The following is a 22,954-nucleotide window of genomic DNA, read 5'->3' as shown; positions in this document are numbered from 1 at the left end:
ATATTCGTTATTCTATTGATTTAAAAATTAACGAGGAATCCGATGCTTACCCCCTTCATAGTAGGATAATTTGTATTTATAAGTTCGGGGTCCATCACATCCATATTGGAGAAAGTCAATAAGTTTTCTCCTTTGACATAGATCCTTGCATCGGAAACTGATATTTTTTTCAACCAGTTTTCAGGAAGTAAGTAATAGACTTCTACATTCCGTAACTTCAACCAATTGATATTACTATACCACACGCTATTTGCTCTGTAATTATTGGGATTGTCCAGAGATGTGAGTCTCGGATAAAGTGCATTAGCATTGTCACTGCCGGGACGCCAGGCATTTTCCAAATAATGCGTTGAAAGATTATTGTTATTTCTCACACAATCCCAAACTCCTGTTGTGCCTAAGTATTGAGTCAAACCGGAGATGCCTTGAAATAGAACATTGAACCCTACACGTTTGTATTGAGTACCAATCGTAAATGAGTAATTCGTTTCCGGTACACTGCTTCCATAACCAAAATAGACTTCATCACTCTCGTTGATTACTCCGTCCTTATTTTGATCCTTATATTTGATATCACCCGGTCGTACTTGACCAAACTGTTGTACAGAACTTTTGGCAATGTCTTGTTCGTCCTTAAAGAAACCGATAGCTTCGAGTCCTTGAGCTTGACTAACACGTTGCCCGATGCGTGATTGGTAATCTTCCGACGGGTTTTCTATATAATCTACAATTTCATTGGTTCCCCATGTGAAGGCAGCACCGGCACGGAGCAGAAAATCTTTATTGAATTGCTTTACATAATTCAGTCCGAGTTCCACTCCATAGCTATCTACCTTTCCTTTGGCAGCATAGGAGTTAGGACGCCCTACCACCCAAGAGTTGAGGTCATTGGCACTTAGCATGATGTTACTGCGGCGATTGTAATACACGTCTGCCGTTACATCCAGACTTTTAAACAAACGCAGATCGACTCCTATGTCATACTTATAAGCCGTTTCGAGGGAAAAGCTGCTGAGCGGATAGTATGAAAGATAGGTCCCCCAAAAGCTGCCGTCGTAGCTAGGTTTAAATACTACATTTCCGTGGCCGCCACCATAATTTTCAAGCCAAATGCCTTCGATGGGAACATAATCGGTATGTTGGATACCAAATGATCCTCTCACTTTACCATAGTTAAGCACAGGACTGTCTTCTTTTTTGGCAAAGATATATGCCAATGACATCGTTGGAGAGAATGCCCACTTTTCGGGATAAGAACGGTTAGAACCATTGGCTGCCAATACTATATCTGCCACTAAATTTTGTCTCCATGCATAGTTCAAATAGCCCATGATATTGGCCCGATAGAACGTATTGTATTGGCCCATGCCGATTTCTGATTCCGTATTATAAATGATGGAGGTTGCTAGAGAATGGTCGCCAAACGCTTTCTGGTAATCTAGCGATAAAGCAAAATGGGAAGAACGCCATTGGTTGTTCAATCCTTTGCTATAAGTTAAACTATTTACCTTATCTCCATAAAGAACCTCTTTGGATTTATTCTTGTCACCTGTGTCGCCTGTATATTCTACATATCCATATTGAAAGCTTTTGCTATGACTTTCGTTAATACGCGAATAATTATCATATCCAATTCGGGCAGAGGCGCTCAAACCGTCTAATAAAAAATTAAGATTTTGTGTCAGACGAGCATCGGCATATAAAGCTCGTTGATGGGTTTTCCCTCGACCGGTATCTTGTATGCGTGCCACAGGGTTGGCATCTCCATAGTTCTGATTACCTCCCCACACTCCATTGGGCGTTTTTACAGGGAAAGCGCTTGCTGGAAGCCGATAGAGTTGATAGAAAATATCGTTTCCGCTGCTCGATGCAGGTCCGTTGGTTTCGATAAAATTGGCAAGTACATTCACTGCCATATTTGTAGTTGGAGTAACAGCGAAATCCAGATTGACACGAATATTAGCTTTGGAATAGCGCAATTGGGAATCGAAATCACTCTGATTGGTTCCTTTAAGCATACCTCTGCTTCCTGTATAATCAAGCATGGTGAAATACTTCACTTTGTCACTGCCTCCGTGGATAGCAACATTCACTTGATCTTCTGAACCTACATCTTTTAGAACTTCATTCTTCCAATCGACATTCGGATAATAATAAGGGTCACTACCAAACTTGAACAGCTCCAATTCGAGTTCAGAATAGGTTGGAGCCAATCCGTCATTCACCCGCGCTTCGTTTGTAGCCTTTGCATACGTTTCGGCATTCACAAAATCGGCAATCTTCGGAGAGAAAGTGAACTTGTGGTTATATGACACATCTACATTCAGTTTTCCTTCCTTTCCCCGTTTGGTCTTTACCAATAAGGCTCCGTTTACACCTTTGTAACCGAGCAGTGCCACGGCTGCTGCATCTTTAAGTACCGTAACGGACTCCACCTCGTCCACTGTCAAACGGTCGATGGGGCGTTTAATTCCATCTACTAAGATTAATATCCCATTTTCCGAAGTGGTTTGCTCTCCTCGTATATTAAACCATGCTCCATAATTATCATCACCGGAGAAACCACCGGTTTTTAATGCCGTTAGTCCTAACAAACGTCCGTACAGCGCATCCGGGAGATTAATTGCTGATGTTTGTTTCAGTTCTTCTGAGGTAATTATGGTTGCGGCAGCTGATGAGACAGACAGTTTTTGTTCCACACCGAATCCCAAATCTACCTTAATACTGTCTTTATCTTGCAGCTTATTCTGTGCGTTTGCTGTCAAGGCAGATGCCAATACGCCAGCCAAACAGATTCTCGATATATATTTATTCATAATGCTATTGAATTAAAAAGGGTATTACCATCCAGGATTTTGTGAAAGCCCATAGTCCTTATTTATCTCTTGTCTATTTATCGGAGAGAGATACCATTTATTATCCCAGTTTCCACTCCACCAAACTCTTGCAAAAGTGGAGATCACAGTGGTTTCATAAATGAACTTGGGCCATACGCCATTCATTTGGCTGAAAGGAATCTCTGTTTTCTCTCCGGTTTGGGCATCTTTTGCATAAATAGTCATGCGATGAAGTGGAGAACAAAATACATCTTGTTTTTTATACCGGATCAGATCAAGTAACCGGCTATTTTCAAGAGCAAGTTCGCAGGCACGTTCACGCAAGATTTCATTTACCAATACATTTTTGTCGCTGAGATTAAGATCTGTGTTTACACTTAAAGAAGGTAAACCAACTCGTGCACGTACTTTATCTACTTCTTTGATTGCGTCGCCTGAACGTCCTGCCTGAGCCAATGCTTCAGCATAGATAAGATGCATATCTGCCATACGCAGATAAGGCCATGAATAACGTTCGTCACCCATATGGCTATAATCCAATACCCATTTGAATTGTCCGAATCCGTGTGCATTATATCCACTTGTAAACCACCAGTTTCCCGAAATCAGATTACCGCCTTGCCAACAATCAATATCCTTGTTCTGATAAGTATTATAGAAATTGTTGATATTCCGTTGCGGAACAAGCATGCTTTCATAGAGACGTGGGTCACGATTAGCAAATATGTCAAGGTTTTCAAGGTTCTGCGTATTGTATACACGCTGGCCATCAAAATTTTTACCGTTTGCCCAGGGGAACATATTAAACCATTCCACTGTCGGAGCATGAGCTCCATAGTGTGATACATTTCCCGGCACATTAGCTCCCCATTCCAACAGGTATTCGCCATCACTGTAGCCATTCCCTTCACCTCTAACTTCAATTATCTTTTCTGTTGTTCCTCGCGAAAAATAAGCTGAACGATAAGCACGGCGGTAATCACCTTCTGAATTTCCGGCAGGCTGCACAAGAGCATAAGGAGTACCTGCCTTTTGGTTTTCCTTGAAGAAATCTTCGCAAGCCTCAACACATTTAGTCCAAAGACTTTCATCTTTATGCCCCAACCATATACGAAGCAATGGGTCTACATTGTCTCCAAAACCTGCGGGAAACACTGGAGGGGTATCGTATTGCCGATACGGCTCTGTATCATTAAACAAAGGACTAGCTATAAAGAGCCATAGTTTGGCTCGTAAAGCATAAGCGCCACCTTTGCTAAGACGTCCGCCTTCATTCAAATAGTCGCCGATAGCAAATGAAAGCTCGGATTCGTTGATGACCTGTAAAAGGAGATTGTCAACGAATGTAGCTGTTTGCTCAATGGTAGCACGTCCCGGTACAAATTCTCCTTCACCTACTATTCCGCTTACGTACCCCCCTTTGAATTGTTCTCCGATTTCATAGGCATGATCTACCAAAGGAAGTCCCCCAAAGTGGCATATTCCATCGAAATAACGGGTGGCAATTATTAATTTAGCTTCGGCTTTAAGGCGAGCCTTTTCTTTGCTATCCATATCGGGAACACGGTCTATATTCTCAATAAATATCCAACTTTTACGTATTGCCTCCCAAATTCCAAAGCGATCGTTATTACCAATAAATGCCATTTTATCAACAGAATAACTGCCGTTTCCGGCTTCTGAGTGCATGCCTGCATAATAAGGATTGATTACGCCACCCCATCCCAGGAAGGAGTGAACTACATCGCTAAGTGCTTCCGGCATTACAGCGTTATAAATAGTACGTCCGGATAATCCGTTATAGATATGTTTGTAGCTATCCCAAAGAAACATCCGTGCATACTCGGCTTTCGAGAAAATGGTATCTAAGGTAACGTCCACTCCCGGCTGTTTATCTAGAAAGGAGTCGCCCACAGCAAAATCGTCAACACAACTTACGAAGGTTGGTATAAGCATGCTTAGCACCAAAGACCAAACTGCTAATTTTGATTTTATATATTTCATCGTCATACAATTTAAAAGTTAACATTTAATCCGAAATTGAAAATACGTGTCAGAGGATATTTAATTTTATCGGATGGACTTTCAGGGTCATTGGCCTTGAACTTGGAGAATGTAAGCAGGTTATACCCCGAGAAATAGACACGGAGGTTGGATACCTGCGGAATGCCCGGTATTTTCTTGAAAGTATATCCTAACTCTACATTTTTCAATCGTGCGTAGGAAGCGTCAGCATAATATACACTGGAATTGACAGAGTTGTTTTCTTTACTGATAAAGGACAGGCGAGGGAGGGTTGCTGTTTGGGCCGTTTCCTGTGTCCAACTGTTATCGGCAACCCATTGTAACATATTTGATCTGTTCATTGCGCCAAACTGTTGTCTGTAAACACCTTGTAGATTACGGGTTACATGGGTTGCACCTGTCCATAGCATAGAAAAGTCGAATCCTTTATACTGTAAATTAATATTTGCAGCAAAGTTGTATTCGGGAATGTCACTATAATACATGGCACAAACATCATTTTCATCGACTACACCGTCATTGGTAATATCCACATATACACAATCTCCGGGCTTTAGAGATACCATTTGCTCAGGCATAGCTGTGCCGTAGGCTTGTTGATATCTGCTTTCTGTATTTCCGGGATCATAGAATTCAAAGAACGTGTAGCCAGTTCGTTGACCTACAGGGTGCCCTTTTCCTGATAAATGTTGGTACTGTGGGCGTACTTCTCCATTTTCAATTACTTCATTCCGGGCGTATGTGATACTCGGGTTTATCGTAAACCGGAAATCGTTTCCAATTTTGCTTGACCATGAAAGCCCTATCTCATATCCTTTGTTTTTCACACGTCCCTCATTTACAGAACTGGATTTTTGCGAGGTAATACCCGGTAGTTTAGCGGCGTTGTCAATTAATATGTCTTTTCTGTCTTCAAAGAAAACGTCAATATTGGCACTGAGTTTATCGTTGAAGAATTTCATGTCGACACCAAAATTCCATTTAGTGGCGGTTTCCCAAGTAATGAACGGGTTACCTGCTGTCTCTTCGTATGCATTACCGAGCCATGTGCCTAAGCCAAAGTTATATCCGTTGCCATGATTAATTTTATAGGTACCCGATAAATAAAGGAAACGCATATCATTCATATTGTCGTTGCCGACTTGTCCAACAGATGTGCGCAGTTTAAAATAAGAGATTACTTTTTCTAAAGGTTTCCAGAAATTTTCGGACGATGCGATCCACCCCAACGATACCGAAGGAAATAATCCATAGCGATATCCGGGAGCAAAATTTTCAGAGCCATTGTAACCGATGTTAAAATCTGCCAGATACTTGGTTTTATAATTATAGGTTACTCGTCCTACCAAGCCTACATATCCATGAGGTATATCTATATAACTTGGTATTTTTTTGTCTTGTGGTTCCGGATAATAGTACTTGCTTTGATTATATAGTAAAAGTGCTGTGAAGTCGTGATTACCGAATTTACGGGCATAGTTTAAACTGGCTTCTGCATACCAGTTGCGATTGAACCAATACGATTCTTCATATCCTAGGTTCCACACATCACCACTTTTTCGCAAGGCTATAGTCCCATCGTCTAACAAGAGCGGTTCATAAGTTACCCCAGATCCAGTGCGTCTTTTTTGCTGTGTATAATCGGAGTTGTAGGAACCTTTCACCTTAAAGTCGAGGCCGGGAGTAATAAAATCAAGTTTGAGCTTATATATAAGGTCTAAGTTCAACACATTGGTTGTTTTGCGATTATATCCCTGACCGTAAAAAGCAGATAGTCCATCATTATCATAATCTCCGACATAGCTTTTATTCGCCGTAATATGACGCCCTTGGTCGTCAATACCATATCCGGCGAACGGTACAGCATTGAGTAAACTGCCAAAAACACTTTCTTCTCCTGCTGCCAGTTCGTATCGATCTTCTATACGACCGCCGACATTGATGGATAATTCGTTTCTTTTATTCAAGGTAAGATCTATATTGGCACGATAGTTGTACCTTTTGTATTTGAAGTTTGAATTTTTATCTTGAGAAAAGGAACGGAACAATCCATCTTGTGACAACATACCTACTGATACAAAATAACGGGCCGTTTTATTACCTCCTGATACAGAAACATTGTATTGTTGTTGGGGGGCAGAATCTTTCATTACATAATCGAGCCAATCAACACTGGGATACAGGAGAGGCTGGTCTCCGTCTTTGAAATGTCGGATAGCTTTTTCAGAAAAGCGCAGTTGGTCGGGAGAAGTCCCATCTCCTAATTGAGCATTGTTATATAAACTCGCCCAGGTATGGGAATCAACCATATCTAAAAAACTTGAAACCTGTTGAATCCCGTAAGAACCGGAAAAACTGATCTTTGTTTTGCCTATCTCACCACGTTTGGTTGTGATAAGTATCACACCGTTGGCTCCGCGTACTCCAAATACTGCTGTAGCCGAAGCATCCTTTAAGATAGAGATGTCTTCTACTTCATTGGCGTCTATTTGGTTAAAGGAGCGTTCTACTCCATCAACTAACACTAACGGGTTGGAATTGTTGAGCGAACCAACTCCACGAATTTGTATAACCGGGTCGTCTCCTCCCGGCATACCTGAATATTGTACGGATGATACACCTGACAATTTACCTGATAAAGCGTTTCCCAAGGAAGCTGTGGGTGACTTTAAGAGTTCTTCTCCTCCCACGTTGCTTACAGCACCTGTTATGGTGATTTTTTTCTGTGCACCATAAGCTACAACAACGACTTCATCTAGTGCCTGTGCGTCGGATTCGAGCGTTACATCGCGATGACTCTTTCCTGCAACAGGTATTTCCTTTGTTTTATAGCCGACATAGGAAAATACCAAGGTGGCATTGGCAGGTGCTTTGATTGAATACTTACCATCAAAATCTGTAATTGTTCCGCTTTTTGTTTCTTTGATTTGCACCGAAACCCCAATCATCGTTTCGCCCGCATCATCAATAACGGTTCCGCGTACAGTAATGGTTGATTGTGCTGAAATGATTTGAGGTATTACAAGGCATATTGCAAGTAACCCCCACAATTTCAATCCATTCTGTTTTTTCATTGTGTAATTAAATTAAAGTTAATAATAAAGATATAAATTCTTATGATAGATTCGCAAAGAATCTTATGCAAAAATGAACATAATTTAATATAGTACATTCCTAAAATGAATCATAGATATAGCTCAAATGCGACAAAATACAAAAGATACGGTTATTAAATACAATTGGGTAGTTGTGGGTGATCGCCCGTTCTGACTCGTAAGACATCGTTCTTGCAAGGTAAATAATACAAATGGGATAGTATTCTGATACATAATACGAACAAACGATTGCTCTAAAATCGTATCTTTGCCTATAACAATAATTATAACAGTACTATATGAAGAAATACATATTATTGATAGGACTTCTTTTTGTTTCCATTTGTATCCGTCCTATTGAAAGTTTTAATTTTAAATCTCTTGATGTCAAGGATGGGATTCCTGATAATTATATATATGGTATTCTGCAGGATAGCTATGGTTTTATGTGGTTTATCAGTGGTAATGGTCTAAGTCGTTATGATGGCTATAATTTTAAGTATTATTCTATAGCCATTCAAAGTAGTATATATAGTATCAAAGAGGATAAGAACAAGAATATCTGGATTCAAGCCGGTGAAAAGTATTTTGTGTATGATCGTGTAAAAGACTGTATTGATGACAATATTACTGGTATATTGCAGGGGGTAGATATTCAAGGTGAAATAAAGCTTTTGTTTGTTGACTATGATAATAATATCTGGTTTTCTACAGGTGATAAATTAATTTATTATGAAATAGATAAAAACAGATTCTCCGACTTTATATTATCTCCAAATGACCAGATAAAATGGATCGAATGTAGGAATAAACAAGCCTATGTCTTATTCACGAATGGACAGGTTCGGAAGGTTGATTTTAAAACCAAACAAATTTCGGATGAGCTCTTTCTATCCTTGTCGACTTATCCTCACCACAGAATGTATTTGGATTTTGCATTTAATTTATGGTTTTATACTCCACATTCTTCAGAAGATGCATTACGATATTATAACCCTAAAACTAAAGAACTGAAAGTTTTTACGGACCGCGACAATCGTGCTTATTATTTTGTAACGGCAGTGATGGACGACGGTAAAGGAAATATATGGATCGGTACGGATAATACGGGAATCACAATTTATAATACAAGCAGTGATGAATGTTCTGAAATAGAGTATGAAAAAAGTAACCAGTTTTCTATTCCTACCAATCACATAAATTGTTTTTATCACGACAAGCAGAATATCATGTGGGTAGGTACAAGCAAAAGAGGAGTTGCATATACATGCTTAAATAATACACTTTTCAAACGGCGAAACATTTCGGAACAGGATGATATTAGCTGTGTGTTGGAAGATAATAATGGCAATATTTGGTTGGGGTCTGATGGAGACGGAATCACCTATATAAATCCGGTAACTAATAGTTTGACCAAGTATAATCATCGGGATGGAAGTATTTCGGAGAATTTGATTGTATGTTCTTTCCTTGATTCTAAAAATAGAATATGGTTCGGTACGTATGGGGGAGGAGTCTTTTACTATGAGAAAGGAAAATTTACCAGTCTTCATTATAGTAATGTGAATGGAAAAGAGAATCCTCTTCAGGATATTAGGAGCATCAATGAAGATATGGCCGGAAATATATGGATTGGAACCGTAGTAAAAGGGTTATATTGTTATGAAACCAATGGTACTTTTACAGATTATACTGTGGATGACGTTCCTATAGCCTCTAATAGTATTACAGATTTATACTGTCAATATGGACAAAATTTGTACATAGCAACCACTGCCGGTTTACATGTAATAGATACATATTCCCGTCAAGTCTCTCAACTATCTAAGAATAGTGCTCATAAACGGCAACTTGACTCTTTTATTAGTTGCGTATATCGGGATAGCCGTGGGTTATTATGGATTGGAGGAAAAGAAGGGCTTTGGATTTATAATGAGACACAAGACTCTATAGCTAATTTAAATTCAAATAATGGGTTGTCTCACAATTTTGTCAGGGGGATCACTGAAGACCATAACAAGAATATATGGGTAACAACAGATGTAGGGGTAACTAATATTGTGGTCGTTAATGATCCCATGTCTCTTATGCCTACTTTCAGGTGTTACCGTTATTATAATGAGGACGGCTTGGGTAATATCATGTTTAATAATCATTCTATATGGTGTAAAAAGAATGGGGAAATCATGATGGGAGGAATAGGTGGATATATTAAAACCATGCCCGAACCGGTACCGTATAATCCTTATAAATCGAAGGTGGAATTTACTGCCTTGTATATTGCAAACAAAAGAATTGAGGTAGATGAGGTTATAAACGGACGTGTTCTGCTAAACAAGAATATTCAGCTTCTTAAAGAAATATCGTTGGATTATTCTAACAATAACTTTGCCATTGATGTGTCTTCTTTGAACTATCAGGCGTTGCATAAAACTTTATTTGCATACCGGCTTGAAGATCACACTGAATGGATTCAACTCAATGGAAATACGATCTCCTTTAATAAGTTGCATCCGGGGACTTATAATTTGCAGGTGAAAGTTATTGGCGATGAATACCAGAATAATGAGATATCGTCGTTAACTATCCATATAAATCCTCCATTCTGGTTATCATCAACAGCTTATATCTTGTACATGATTTTTATATGTGCGATTGTGGCTGCTTCAATTATGTATATACGGCGGAAAGCTAAATTCAAGCTAAAGATGCAGAAATTAGAGTTGGATGTAGCCAAACAGCATGAAATTGATGAGGCTCAAATGCGTTTTTTTACCAATGTCAGTCATGACTTACGTACGCCATTGTCTCTTATCATAACTCCTCTGGAGAAGTTACTCGCTTCGTCTATTTCTGATAATCAGGTGAAATCAGATCTGAAACTGATGCATCGCAATGCAGAAATATTGATGGGAGAAGTGAATCAATTATTGGATTTAAGAAAGCTGGAGAATGGAAAGAGTGAACTTAAACTATCACACGGAAACATCTCGGAATTCATTAAAGAAACATGCGGTTCTTTTGAACCTTATTCAAATAAAAAGGGTATACAGTTGAAGTTGATCTTGAAATCTCCGTCTATTGAGATGGATTTTGACCGGAATAAGATTCAGCGTATTTTAATGAATCTGCTCTCAAATGCATACAAATTCAATACAGAGAATGGGAGTATAACCATAACAGTCGATAAAATTACGGAAGCGAATGCTGAAAAGATAAGGATTCAGGTGGCGGATACTGGAATAGGAATCAGTGAGGATGGTAAAGAACTTATTTTCGAGAGGTTTTATCAGGAAACACATACTTCTGATTATATCGGAAGTGGTATCGGGTTACATATTGTAAAAGAGTATGTGAGTATGCATGGTGGAAACATAGAAGTTAAGAACAATCTTCCCCGGGGTACTGTGTTTGTTATAACGCTTCCTATCAGCCTGACTTATGAGAAATATTCCGAAGAAGAACAGGTGGGAGAAATCGTTCCGGTGGAAGACATGGAGAGCACTGAAAACGATTATCCTATTCTGATTGTGGAAGACAATGATGATTTCCGTCAATTTCTAATAGACTGTTTGAAGGAACACTATCCTGTCGTTGCTGCGCCTAATGGTAAAAAGGCTCTTTCTGTGATGAGCCATCAACCTGTAAAAATGGTGATTAGTGATGTTATGATGCCTGTAATGGATGGACTTGAGCTTTGCAATAAGATAAAGGGAGACATCAGATTCTCTCATATTCCTGTTATTTTATTAACAGCGCGGGCTGCCGATGAGCATGTATTAAGCGGTCTGAAAGAAGGGGCTGATGATTATATAACCAAGCCTTTTAATCTCGATATTTTATTATTGCGTATCAATAAGCTTTTGGAATGGAGAAAAATGAACTACAATAAATTTAAAACAATAGATATTGAACCTAGTGAGATCACTATTAGCTCTTTGGATGAGCAACTGATTAGTAAAGCTATTAAGTTGGTTGAGGAGAATATCAGTAATCCGGAATTTTCAGTGGAGGAATTAAGTTCTGCTATTGGAATGACAAGAGGACATTTATATAAGAAGCTGATGACGATAACAGGAAAATCTCCAATAGAATTTATTCGGGCTATCCGGATAAAAAGAGGTAAACAATTGCTGGAAAAGAGTCAGCTTGGTGTTTCGGAAATAGCATACGAGGTTGGGCTGTCTCCCAAGCAGTTCTCAAAATACTTCAAAGAGGCTTATGGAGAGTTGCCGTCTGAATATAAAAAGAAAGAGGACAGATAATTTTCTGATATAACTGAATATACCATGGAGAGTATTGAAAAAGACTAGATATGAAAAATTGTATATTAAATCATTCTGTTTTCTCAAATATGCAGTTGGTTGTGAGAGCAAGGAAAAATATCTGTAGGAATTGATATTAATGTATTTGGAAGTGGTATTATATCGGACTATTTCTTGTCAATGAGCATCTTCCAGATTGAATAAGGTGAATCATTGATAGAAAAGCTCTTGATAACTATTCAATTTGATAATATTAATAAGTTTTTATCTGTATACTAACTAGAGTAAATAGTACGTCTATATAGACGTTTAGAATTCTTCTTTATGTCTTTCGAATCGTTTCTTACCTTGAAACAAAGTGTTCCACACCGAGAAACACTTTGTTCCCCGGTGAGAAACATTTTGTCTCTCACCGGGGAATAATGGGGGAAAGCTTCTCTTTTCTGTATATTAGTACTGTTCGTATGCATAAAATCATCGGGAATAGTATATATATGCGTGATTTTATGCGCTGTTTTTTTTCGTTGTGGGTATTTGAACGATTCGGTGGTAGCACAAATCTTAAAAATGGAACTTTATGGATATTATTAATTTCATCTATCATAGCATAGAAATATTCGATTGGACTTTTTTTGCAAAGGCGGGGTTTCTGCCTTTATCTTTGCACCAGAAACAAAAAACAAAACATTGTTTCTGATGTTATAAGTCAAATCAATTAATAACAATAAAAGCAATAAAGATTATGGAACCAATTTTAAATTCTCAACTTCCTGAATTCAGTGTTCAGGCTTTTCACAACGGAGCTTTCAAGACTGTAACCAACAATGACCTGAAAGGTAAATGGGCGATTCTTTTCTTCTATCCTGCTGACTTTACTTTCGTATGTCCTACTGAATTGGTGGATATGGCTGAAAAGTACGACCAGTTCAAAGCGATGGGGGTAGAAATCTATTCGGTAAGTACTGACTCTCATTTCGTGCACAAAGCTTGGCATGATGCTTCTGAAAGCATTCGCAAGATTCAATACCCGATGTTGGCAGACCCGACTGGCACTTTGAGCCGTGCATTGGGGGTATATATCGAAGAAGAGGGTATGGCTTATCGCGGTACATTCGTTGTCAATCCGGAAGGAAAGATTAAAGTGGTGGAACTGAATGATAATAACATTGGCCGTGATGCAAGTGAATTGCTTCGTAAAGTGGAAGCTGCACAGTTTGTAGCCAGCCATGACGGAGAAGTTTGCCCGGCTAAATGGAAGAAGGGTGAGTCTACCCTGAAACCAAGCATCGACCTGGTAGGTAAGATTTGATAGATCTTGATAATGGTGATTATGGGAGGCCGGTAACGGGAGACGCTGCCGGCCTTTCTTTTAAAAAAATGAAAGGGAAAAAGATATGTTAGAATCTGCATTAAAAGAACAATTAAAGGGTATTTTTGCTGGGCTGGAGGCAAACTTTACTTTTGATATATCCGTATCATCCAGCCACGAAAACAAAACAGAATTATTGGAGCTGCTGGGAGATGTAGCGGATTGTTCCAATCATATCACTTGTGTAGTGAATGAGGGAGACGCATTGAAGTTTACTTTACTGAAGAATGGCGACCGCACCGGAATTACATTCCGGGGTATTCCTAACGGACATGAGTTCACGTCATTGCTTTTGGCTATCCTGAATCAGGATGGCAAAGGAAAGAACTTTCCCGATGAGGCCGTTTGCAACCGTGTGAAAGCACTGAAAGGTCCGATACATCTGACCACTTATGTTTCCTTGACTTGTACGAACTGCCCTGACGTAGTGCAGGCCCTGAATGCAATGACTACTTTGAATCCGGCTATTACGCATGAAATGGTAGACGGTGCGCTTTATCAGGATGAAGTAGATGCACTGAAGATACAAGGAGTGCCCTCTGTCTTTGCAGACGGAAAATTACTTCATGTAGGTCGTGGTGAATTTGGCGAATTGCTTGCCAAGTTGGAAGAACAATATGGTATTGACGAAACCAAAGCGAATGCAGAGGTGAAAGAATATGATGTGATTGTAGCCGGTGGAGGACCTGCTGGAATATCGGCAGCTATTTATTCTGCCCGTAAAGGACTCCGTGTAGCTATCGTGGCCGAGCGTGTCGGCGGACAGGTGAAAGAAACGGTAGGTATTGAAAATTTAATCTCTGTTCCGGAAACGACAGGAAATGAACTTGCCGATAATCTGAAAACACATCTCTTACGCTATCCGGTGGATTTACTGGAGCATCGTAAAGTAGAAAAAGTAGAAGTGGTTGGAAAACAGAAGCAGATCACTACCTCTGTTGGTGAGAAATTCCTGGCTCCGGCACTGATTATTGCAACTGGTGCAAGCTGGCGCAAACTGAATGTTCCGGGAGAAGCCGAATATATTGGTCGTGGTGTTGCTTTCTGTCCTCATTGCGATGGTCCGTTTTATAAAGGAAAGCAGGTAGCAGTAGTAGGTGGAGGAAATTCCGGTATTGAGGCAGCCATTGACTTGGCCGGTATCTGCTCCAAAGTGACTGTTTTTGAATTTATGGATGAGTTGAAAGCAGACAGTGTACTTCAAGAGCGACTTAAATCATTGCCGAATGTGGAAGTGTTTGTAAGTTCACAGACTACGGAAGTGATAGGAAATGGTGATAAGTTGACTGCCCTGCGCATCAAAGACCGCAAAACGGAAGAAGAACGTTTGGTGGAATTGGATGGTGTATTTGTACAGATCGGGCTTTCTGCGAATAGCAGTGTATTCCGCGACATAGTGGAAACCAACCGTCCGGGCGAAATCATGATTGATGCACATTGCCGTACGAATGTGACGGGTATCTATGCAGCCGGAGATGTTTCTACGGTTCCTTATAAGCAAATTATTATCTCTATGGGCGAAGGGGCGAAAGCTGCGCTTTCTGCATTTGATGATAGAGTGAGAGGAATTATCTGATATATTCAGATATAAAAAGCACAGAAACAAAACATTAGCGAAAGGAGGAATGACTCCTCTAAAAAATACCCTCGTTACAGATTTGTAGCGAGGGCTATTTCATATTTAGAGAACATGACGTTCTCTTTGAATGGCAGTGAAAGGCCTGTTCATTTGATGTGGGCTAATGTTGGATGGGATTGTCGTTCCATCCGCTATTTTTACCTAAAGTACGCTGTTTCCAATATTTAACCTTGCTATTAGGAGTTCCGGAATAAACAGTTGGAACATTTACTTCTTTATCACTGTTGAGCTTAACAATATATTCTCCGTCTGTGATTGTGGTAAACGTAATCACATTATTCTTCTCAATTTTATATTTTACTTTGTTTTTATCATTGACTGACATAACCACAATATTATTAACTGGCCATGGGTTTTGAACTCTGCAGATATTTCCTTTCAGACTTTTTATTCCTATCTGGGTTACTTTGGTTTGTTCATCTCTTTCGGACGACACAATGAATGCTCCTCTTGCCAGTAAGGTGAAAGCTATTCGTGTTGTATCCCATGCTGCTGGTATTGCAGGAAATACTCTGATTTTGTCTTCATTGCTTTGGAGCATCATCTCATTCATTGCTGTACTATAATTGCTTATAGGCTCCATTCCACATTGGAAGAAATCATGCGAACGGATAGTGTAAATATGCCCCAACAAGTCGTGAACGGATTGGAGGTCATAAATATTATCCGGATATCCGGTGACATTGTGCATCAGTCCTTGTGGATACATTTGATGGATGTTCACTCCATTCGTTAGGTATTTAAGAGCTTCGTCTCCAAGTCCCATTCGTGCTGCAATTTCCGGGAGAGGGTAGTGTGCATTTGCACTCTCACGACATTTCAGTAAATTGGTTATAGCTTTTCCCATACGCGAATCTATATCATCAATGCCAATCAGACCTGTTGGAAAGGCACTTGAGCCGGCACTCGCCCACATCCAGGGAGAGTATCGTAACTCTGTATAGTATTCTTCCGCCGGAGCGATAACTTCTCCACATGATTCAAACGGCTCGTAAGAAATCTTCCATAAGTGATTCAATACGTGTTTCCATTGGGCAATTTTATCTTTGTCCGTCTTTAATAGAGTGGCTGCTTTGATACAATTTCTGAAAAGCTGTTCGATGCAATTCCTGTCACTAATCGTATTCTTTACATAGCTGATATCTGCTGACTCATATAAAGAAGAAAGAAAATAGAACTCTTTCTTTTCTGCATCCCATTGTAATTTCTCGAGATAGAAATTAGCAGCCTTTTTCATGAAAACGTATGCTTTGCTTTTCAGAAAGTCTTTGTCTCCGGTGAATGCATAGTAATCCCAAAAGAGAGAAGCTATTTGTGAAGCAGGAGTAAAGTTGTTTCTCATATCTTCACGGTCTTTCCCTGTCTGCTCTCCGGTGAAACAATGGGCTTCAGTGATAAGTAATGCATCATCTGATGCTCCATATTCTTTTGCGAGCGTTTCTCCCGATGGAATCATCTTGAAGTATGTGTCGAGATACGGAGCCATTAGTTGACAGTCATTCTGCGCACATAATCCCCAGTATTGCTGTTGTGTATTCCAATGATGAGGAGTTACCCAATTCATGACATCGCGATTCCAACGCCACAATCCTCCATTGAATGCAACAGGAAATTCTCCTTGCGAACCGGCAGCCATCAGGTATCTGCGCAAATAATAGATGTTTTCAAGATAATCGTCTCCTAATTTCATGAAAGCATTAGACCAGAAATTTTTGTACCAATTATCTTTATCTGCCTTTAATTGTTCAATGCCATCTGTTTCCGCTTCATCAAGTAATCTTCGGGCAGCTTCTACAGGAGCCTTATTCTCACGATCTGTCACTACACTAATCAGGACTGTGAACTTGTTTTTAACCGTTTTCTGTTCCATGCGATGTGAATTGATAATCACAGGCGAAGCCGGTTCTTTTATGATTCTGCACGCTACGGCGAAATGCAGTCCGTCGCCATTTTCTTCAATAATCATATCATTGCCGTTGAGCAATGACTGGGTTTTGCCTATGCCTATCTTTGGATCTTTGGGAAATCGTCCGGCATACCATCCGGAGAAAGAACGACTGCCGAGCCTTTCGAGTGAAACGGTTGCTTTCTGTTCAGCTCCTGTTAGCTCTTCATTGGGCAGGTTTTCACATTCCAGTATCCATACGTTTCGATCATGAGCCAGCCAGGTCTGGATAGTGGTTGTCGAATAAGGAGTGGCGGCTTTATAAGTCGTTTCACCTTTCTGTAATGATAATCGTCCCTCAAAGTTCTTCAAGTGTATCCAGCTAAAAACAGGAATACCGAAATCTATCTTTAGACGCGCTGCATGCTTTAGGACGGATAGGTCGTTTTCTTCCTTATCTGGTTTGCTCCATAAATCGTTTTTGTTTATCTGGAGTTCAATACCATTGTCGTTGTTCCAGATCATGCCTCCTATGTTCCCGTTTCCCATAGGAAATCCCTCGGCTTCTAATTGAGTCGGAGAAAAATAAACGATATCATGTTTTGACAGATAACTTTCATCAACTTTGAAAGGAGAGGAGGACATATTAAGATATTTGTAGTCTGCTCTATCTTGCGCATTGAGACAAGTGCTCATGAATATCAGGAAAAGTGAAATGAACGTTGTTCTCATGGTATTAATTTTTGGGGGGCTTTTAAGAAATATGTGCTAAGTTCATTTATTTAGTCATGATATGTATATCTGACGAAATCAAACAATCCGGAATTTTCCTGCTGTGTCGGTCGGTCTCCAATAAATTTAAGATTCTCTACACTGCAAAAAATATGGAATGCAATGTCTTTTCCAAATTTCAGTTGAAGTTCATGTTTGGGCTCGTTGTCTATTAACCAGGTGATGTAATAGTTCCCATCTTTTAATGTCAGATCAATTTCGAACAGATGCCATCCGGTCTTAATTACTACAGGAACAGAAGAAAAAGGATATGCCTGCGATGTCATATAAGCAATCATTTCGTCCGGAGCGGCATTTAATTCCCTGCGAACTGTGTCTTTGCCATATCCGACTTCAAAATCCAATTCATGTTGGTCGTCATGGTATATCCACGAACCTACGCTGCATTGATCTCCTATTCCCATTTGTGGGATATGAGTGCGCCAGGTATATCTTCCTGTTGTATAAATCCGTTCTACAGTGCGAACCTTTTTCCGGTCCACCGAATTAGCCCGGGTAAAAATCCGTAAGTAACCATTCTCTAATATGCATTGATTATCCGGGTTGTCATCCTGATGTCCATATTCCCATCCATCCAGATTATTGAAGTTCCATTCTTTGTTTGGCGGATTTTTAGTACTGATGTCATTGGTCTGTTGCTGTGCAAAACAAACGCTGCAAATGCATATGAGTGACAGAGTCAAATAGCAGTTTCTCATAATAATTGAATTTAAGTGTATTCGTTTTCTTTAAATTGCTTCGTTGCAAAAGTAGTCGAATACCCTATTCTGCTCATCAGATTTTAGTCATTTCAAATCATGAAACGTCCAAATCTGCACTGAAAATCCTAATCGCTCTGTCCCGGAAAGTATAATTTCTATATAAATGATAAACTAAAGTGCTGAATCTACTCTGATTGTTGTTGGGTAGAACCGTGTTGCGCTCTGAATTGAGAAGGAGTCATTCCTTTCATTTCTTTAAATAACGTACTGAAATATCGTTGATAAGTGAAGCCTACCTGCTCTGATATTTCAGTAATGCTCATGTCAGACTGAGTTAAAAGAATGATTGCTTTGTCGATTCTTCTACGATTGATATAATCGTTTGCTCCCATGCCGGTCAGTTCCTTGATCTTATTATATAAGGATGTCCGGCTCATTGCCATTTGAGCAGTCAGGAATTTCACATCCAAATCTGGTTGAGACAGATTCTGATCGATCATTTCATTCAATTTAATCATAAATTGTTCATCTGCATTGCTGAAAGTAGCCTCTTGCGGAGACAGAATGAATTGATTGCCCCTGTATCTAGACTTAATATATTCACGGTTTCTCATCTGATTCTGGATCACGCTGAGGAGCATTTCCATTTCAAATGGTTTGGGTAAATAGGCATCAGCTCCTAATTTGTATCCTAACATCTGGCTTTCAGAATCGGCTCTGGCGGTAAGCAGGATGACAGGGATATGGCTAATATTCAGATTCTCTTTAATTTCCTTGCATAGCTGATAGCCATTCATTTGTGGCATCATTACATCACTTACTATAATGTCCGGTTGCTGTTGCTTAATAACTTCCAGTGCTACCAGTCCATTTTCTGCCTGATAGATCTTCTTGAATTTATCCTTAAGGGCACTTTTTAAGAATTCCCTTAAGTCCTGTTTGTCTTCTACAATCAACAGCGAATATCCTTGTAGAGAGAAAGAACCGGATTCTATTTTCTCTTCTTCCTCCGGAGAACTTAAAAGTTCATTGAGGTAGGAATGTTGAGGACATGATACTTCCTGCTCTTGTAGATTAGCCGGTATTTCATAAAAGAATGTGGCCCCTCTGTCTTCATTATTGAAAGCCCCCATCCTGCCTCCATGCAGGTCAATCAACATTTTAGCATAAGATAAACCGATACCACTTCCTCCCTCATTATGTTTGCCTTGGTAGAAACGGGTAAAGAGCTTTTTTATATCTACGTTATCCAATCCGATTCCTTGGTCTTGTACGTGTACCTGTATACTTTCATTTGTACGGATTGTTTTTATGACGATACGAGTCTGATTGGGGCTATATTTCAAAGCATTCATAATCAGATTGGAAAGAACAACTCTACATTTGGTGTCATCATACGCGATATATTGTATGCTGTCGTCAAAGTCGTATGTAATTTCAATTTCTTTGGCCTTTGATGCAGTTTGAAATGTTTCTGCCACTTCCTGTATCCACTTGTGCAAAGGATGCGAAGAGATGTGTAGCACTTCCTGTCCTACCTCCATTTTGCGTGCATCAAGCACAATGTTGATAATATCTTTCATCTGATTGGCCTGCTTGAATGCACCCTGTAGATATTCTGGCAGCTCATCTTGCTTTACCTCTTTATTTAGAATTCGTTTCAGGGAAGCATAAATGAGTGTCAAAGGGGTACGTAGCTCATGACTGATATTGATTAAGAAGCGTATTTTCTCTTCATATATCTTCTTCTCATGTTCCCGCATCTCACGTTTCAGCCGATTCTCTTTTTTTCTTATCAAACTAAAGAAGACTACTCCTGCAACTAGAAATGCAAAGAAAATGCATAGTATAATAAACCAGGTAGATTTCCACCAAGGAGGTGAGACCATAATAGTTAAGATCTCTGTCGGCTGGCTCCATTCACCGTTGGGGGTATCACAGGATACGCTGATGGTATATTCCCCTGATGCTAAGGTACCCAATTCGAGTGTCTGGAGATAACTCTCGATCACCATTTTGTCTTTTCCTGTGATGACATACCGGAAAAGGTGTTTTCGGAAGGAGTTCTTTTCGTCAGCAATCACTTTGATGTTGAACGATGAATGATTCCAGGGAATCGAAATACAGTTATTATTAACCTGTTTCAGAGTTGATTTACTATTTAGTTTTACTTCAAGTAGCTTGAGAATAGGAGACAAATTGCTTTCGAAAATAATATCCGTATTAATGCGTACCAGTCCCATAGTGCCTCCCATATACAGATTGGGAGTACGAAGAGCAGGAATAGGGGTAAATATCAATTCGTTGGAAGGAACTCCATCGGATTCGTCCAGGATAACGAAACGCTTTTCGTTAATAATATACGCAAAGAACATATTTTGCGCTCCTATCCAGACTTTTCCTTTTTTATCATAGGCAAGGCTGGATACACTGTTGAACAAGTTGGTGTGTATCTTTTCTGTTTTTCCAGTCTGTTTATTGTAGAAGAGCAATCCGAAATTACTTCCTATCCAAAAGTTACCTTTATCATCTCGACAGGCCGATGTGAAATCATCTCCCTCTTTCATGCTGACCAATGAGGACAGTTCGTTGGTTTTGAAGTTTAGTTTAAACAGGTTGTTGGTTCCCATTAGATACAGATGGGTATCGTCGGAGTAAATAGCCTGCATAGCTATTTGGCGCTGAATGTCTATTTGGGGTGCATAGAGAATGGATGTTTGCCGGGTATGCTTGTTGTAGATATAGACTTTTGCTCCTAATATGTAAATGTTATCTTTTGTAGCATATAGGTTTACCAGGTCGCCGGATGAAAATTCTCTTTTCGAAATAGAGTCATTGATAATGGGAAAAGGTTGCATCTGTGCGGTTCTCTTATTAAAGGTATAGACCCCTTTATTGAAACATGATAATAAGAGCTCATTTTCAGAAAAATCTGTGATAGAGGTGACTTTCTCTCCGTATGTAGTAGGGTAATGATGAAATGTATTCGTTTTTTGGTCAAATGAGTTGATACCTCCTCCGTCTGTTCCAATCCAAAGCAATGTATCCTTATCTTCAAAGATGCTAACCACGATGCGCTCGCTAACTCCATTGGGATTGTTCAGTGGAACATCTTTATAGGTTTTGATGAATACTTTCTTAATAGCGAATAATCCTCCGTGTATGCTGCCTATCCATATATTGTCCATTTGATCTTTATAGAGCCGGTAGATAGAGTTGTTCGGTAAGGATTGCTCATCATCGGAAATATGTTTAAGATAAGAGAACTTCATAGTCTGGAGGTCAAGTATGTTGATGCCTCCTCCGTCAGTGGCTATCCAAAGTTGATTATCTTTTTCAAGAAAATCAAAAATGATGTCGTTGTTGAGCTCGGAATTCCTGGTGGATAAACTGAAAAGTCTTTTCCCCTCTTTCGAGTAGCAAGCCATTCCTTTGCCATAGAATGACACCCAAAGCCGGTTTTGAGAGTCAACAAATATGGTGTTTATTTCGCGCTCTTTTACAAATGGACATCGATACATTTTCTTTTTAGCTAGATCATACATCCAAAGCCCATCTTTCTTACTGCTGGTTATCAGTATATTGGGACTCCACTGAAAGATGCGGTTGATACATTTCAACTTGTCTCCGTCGATGTCGGGGAAGATCGTCGTAATACTTTTATCCGCCAGATTGTATTGGTATAAGGTTTCTTCTCCTCCAAACAGGAAATTGTCATCTATTTGAAGATAAGACCAAGCGGTAAATGGTTTTCCGTTATATTTCAATGGCTGAAATTGATTTTCTGCTTTATTGTAGATGGCAATTCCTTTATTGGTAGAAACGTATAAATCGCCGAAACGATCCTCTGTAATAAAACGAATGAAATTGTCGGGCAATGAGTTGGGCTGCTCCCGGTCATGAAAATAACTTTTCAGTTCAGATTGGTCATAACTATTTAACCCCCATTTGGTACCTATCCATATTACTCCTAAATGATCTCTGTAAATGCACTGCACTCTTGATTGTGACAATCCCTGTTCTAAAGAAATTTGTCTGAAGTAGTAGTCTTGTTGTTCAGCCTTTGTAGAAAGAACAAAGAATAATATCCAAATTAGGGAAGAATACCTCTTTAGTATGTGTGCTTTTGACATAGTTATGTTCTTTTGATATAGCAAATATAAAAGAAGTTATGAAACTGTACAATAGATTTCATCTTCTTTTGTCCACAAAGCTCATTAGATGGCTCGAAAGGGTATTCAGAATACTCCTTTTGAACAGTAGCGGACTAATTATGGATGTTATTTGATCTCTATTTCCATGCTTTGCACCTATATTTGCATAGTTGACACTAAATACGAAAAAGT

The 22,954-nt window shown here is 39.5% G+C and carries 9 protein-coding genes; 3 read left to right on the top strand and 6 right to left on the bottom strand.

Annotation, left to right across the window (positions count from 1 at the left end; genetic code table 11):
• Positions 1-20: 20 nt before the first annotated feature.
• Genes H8796_RS03710 through H8796_RS03700 form a run of 3 tightly spaced genes read right to left on the bottom strand, consistent with a single transcriptional unit; the run spans position 21 to position 7,936 of the window.
• Entirely contained in the window at positions 21-2,816 is a 2,796-nt protein-coding gene (locus H8796_RS03710; RefSeq protein ID WP_187343933.1) for a SusC/RagA family TonB-linked outer membrane protein, read from the bottom strand.
• A 24-nt stretch (positions 2,817-2,840) separates the two neighbouring features.
• Positions 2,841-4,841 carry a RagB/SusD family nutrient uptake outer membrane protein gene (locus tag H8796_RS03705; protein WP_158577285.1) on the bottom strand — a complete coding sequence of 667 codons (2,001 nt, stop codon included), beginning with the start codon at positions 4,839-4,841 and terminating at the stop codon, positions 2,841-2,843.
• A gap of 11 nt (positions 4,842-4,852) precedes the next feature.
• Entirely contained in the window at positions 4,853-7,936 is a 3,084-nt protein-coding gene (locus H8796_RS03700) for a TonB-dependent receptor (protein WP_117936999.1), read from the bottom strand.
• A 320-nt stretch (positions 7,937-8,256) separates the two neighbouring features.
• Between H8796_RS03700 and H8796_RS03695 the strand changes: the two genes are divergently transcribed.
• The 3 genes from H8796_RS03695 (at position 8,257) to ahpF (ending at position 15,167) form a co-directional block, all read left to right on the top strand.
• Entirely contained in the window at positions 8,257-12,222 is a 3,966-nt protein-coding gene (locus H8796_RS03695; protein ID WP_117936997.1) for a hybrid sensor histidine kinase/response regulator transcription factor, read from the top strand.
• Between the two features lie 742 nt (positions 12,223-12,964).
• On the top strand, positions 12,965-13,531 hold the full coding sequence (gene ahpC, locus H8796_RS03690; RefSeq protein WP_117936995.1) for an alkyl hydroperoxide reductase subunit C: 567 nt from the start codon (positions 12,965-12,967) through the stop codon (positions 13,529-13,531).
• 85 nt (positions 13,532-13,616) lie between these two features.
• Positions 13,617-15,167, top strand: a complete 1,551-nt coding sequence (gene ahpF, locus H8796_RS03685) for an alkyl hydroperoxide reductase subunit F (protein WP_117936994.1) — start codon at positions 13,617-13,619, stop codon at positions 15,165-15,167.
• A gap of 163 nt (positions 15,168-15,330) precedes the next feature.
• On the opposite strand, the gene H8796_RS03680 is transcribed toward ahpF, so the two are convergent.
• The 3 genes from H8796_RS03680 to H8796_RS03670 all read right to left on the bottom strand — a co-directional run bounded on the left by H8796_RS03680 (position 15,331) and on the right by H8796_RS03670 (position 22,741).
• Positions 15,331-17,847, bottom strand: coding sequence for a glycoside hydrolase family 95-like protein (locus H8796_RS03680; RefSeq protein ID WP_117936992.1), 2,517 nt, complete (start codon positions 17,845-17,847; stop codon positions 15,331-15,333).
• 50 nt (positions 17,848-17,897) lie between these two features.
• The gene (locus H8796_RS03675) at positions 17,898-18,605 is read right to left on the bottom strand and encodes a hypothetical protein (RefSeq protein ID WP_117936990.1); all 708 of its coding nucleotides are present in this window, start codon (positions 18,603-18,605) and stop codon (positions 17,898-17,900) included.
• Between the two features lie 188 nt (positions 18,606-18,793).
• Positions 18,794-22,741: a two-component regulator propeller domain-containing protein gene (locus H8796_RS03670; protein ID WP_117936988.1), complete on the bottom strand. Its 3,948-nt coding sequence runs from the start codon at positions 22,739-22,741 to the stop codon at positions 18,794-18,796.
• Positions 22,742-22,954: the final 213 nt, after the last annotated feature.

Origin of the sequence: Bacteroides sp. M10 (assembly GCF_014334015.1) — a bacterium.
Taxonomy (GTDB): Bacteria; Bacteroidota; Bacteroidia; order Bacteroidales; family Bacteroidaceae; genus Bacteroides; species Bacteroides intestinigallinarum.
Note: the sequence above shows the minus strand (reverse complement) of the source record. Positions and strands in the feature narration are given on the sequence as shown.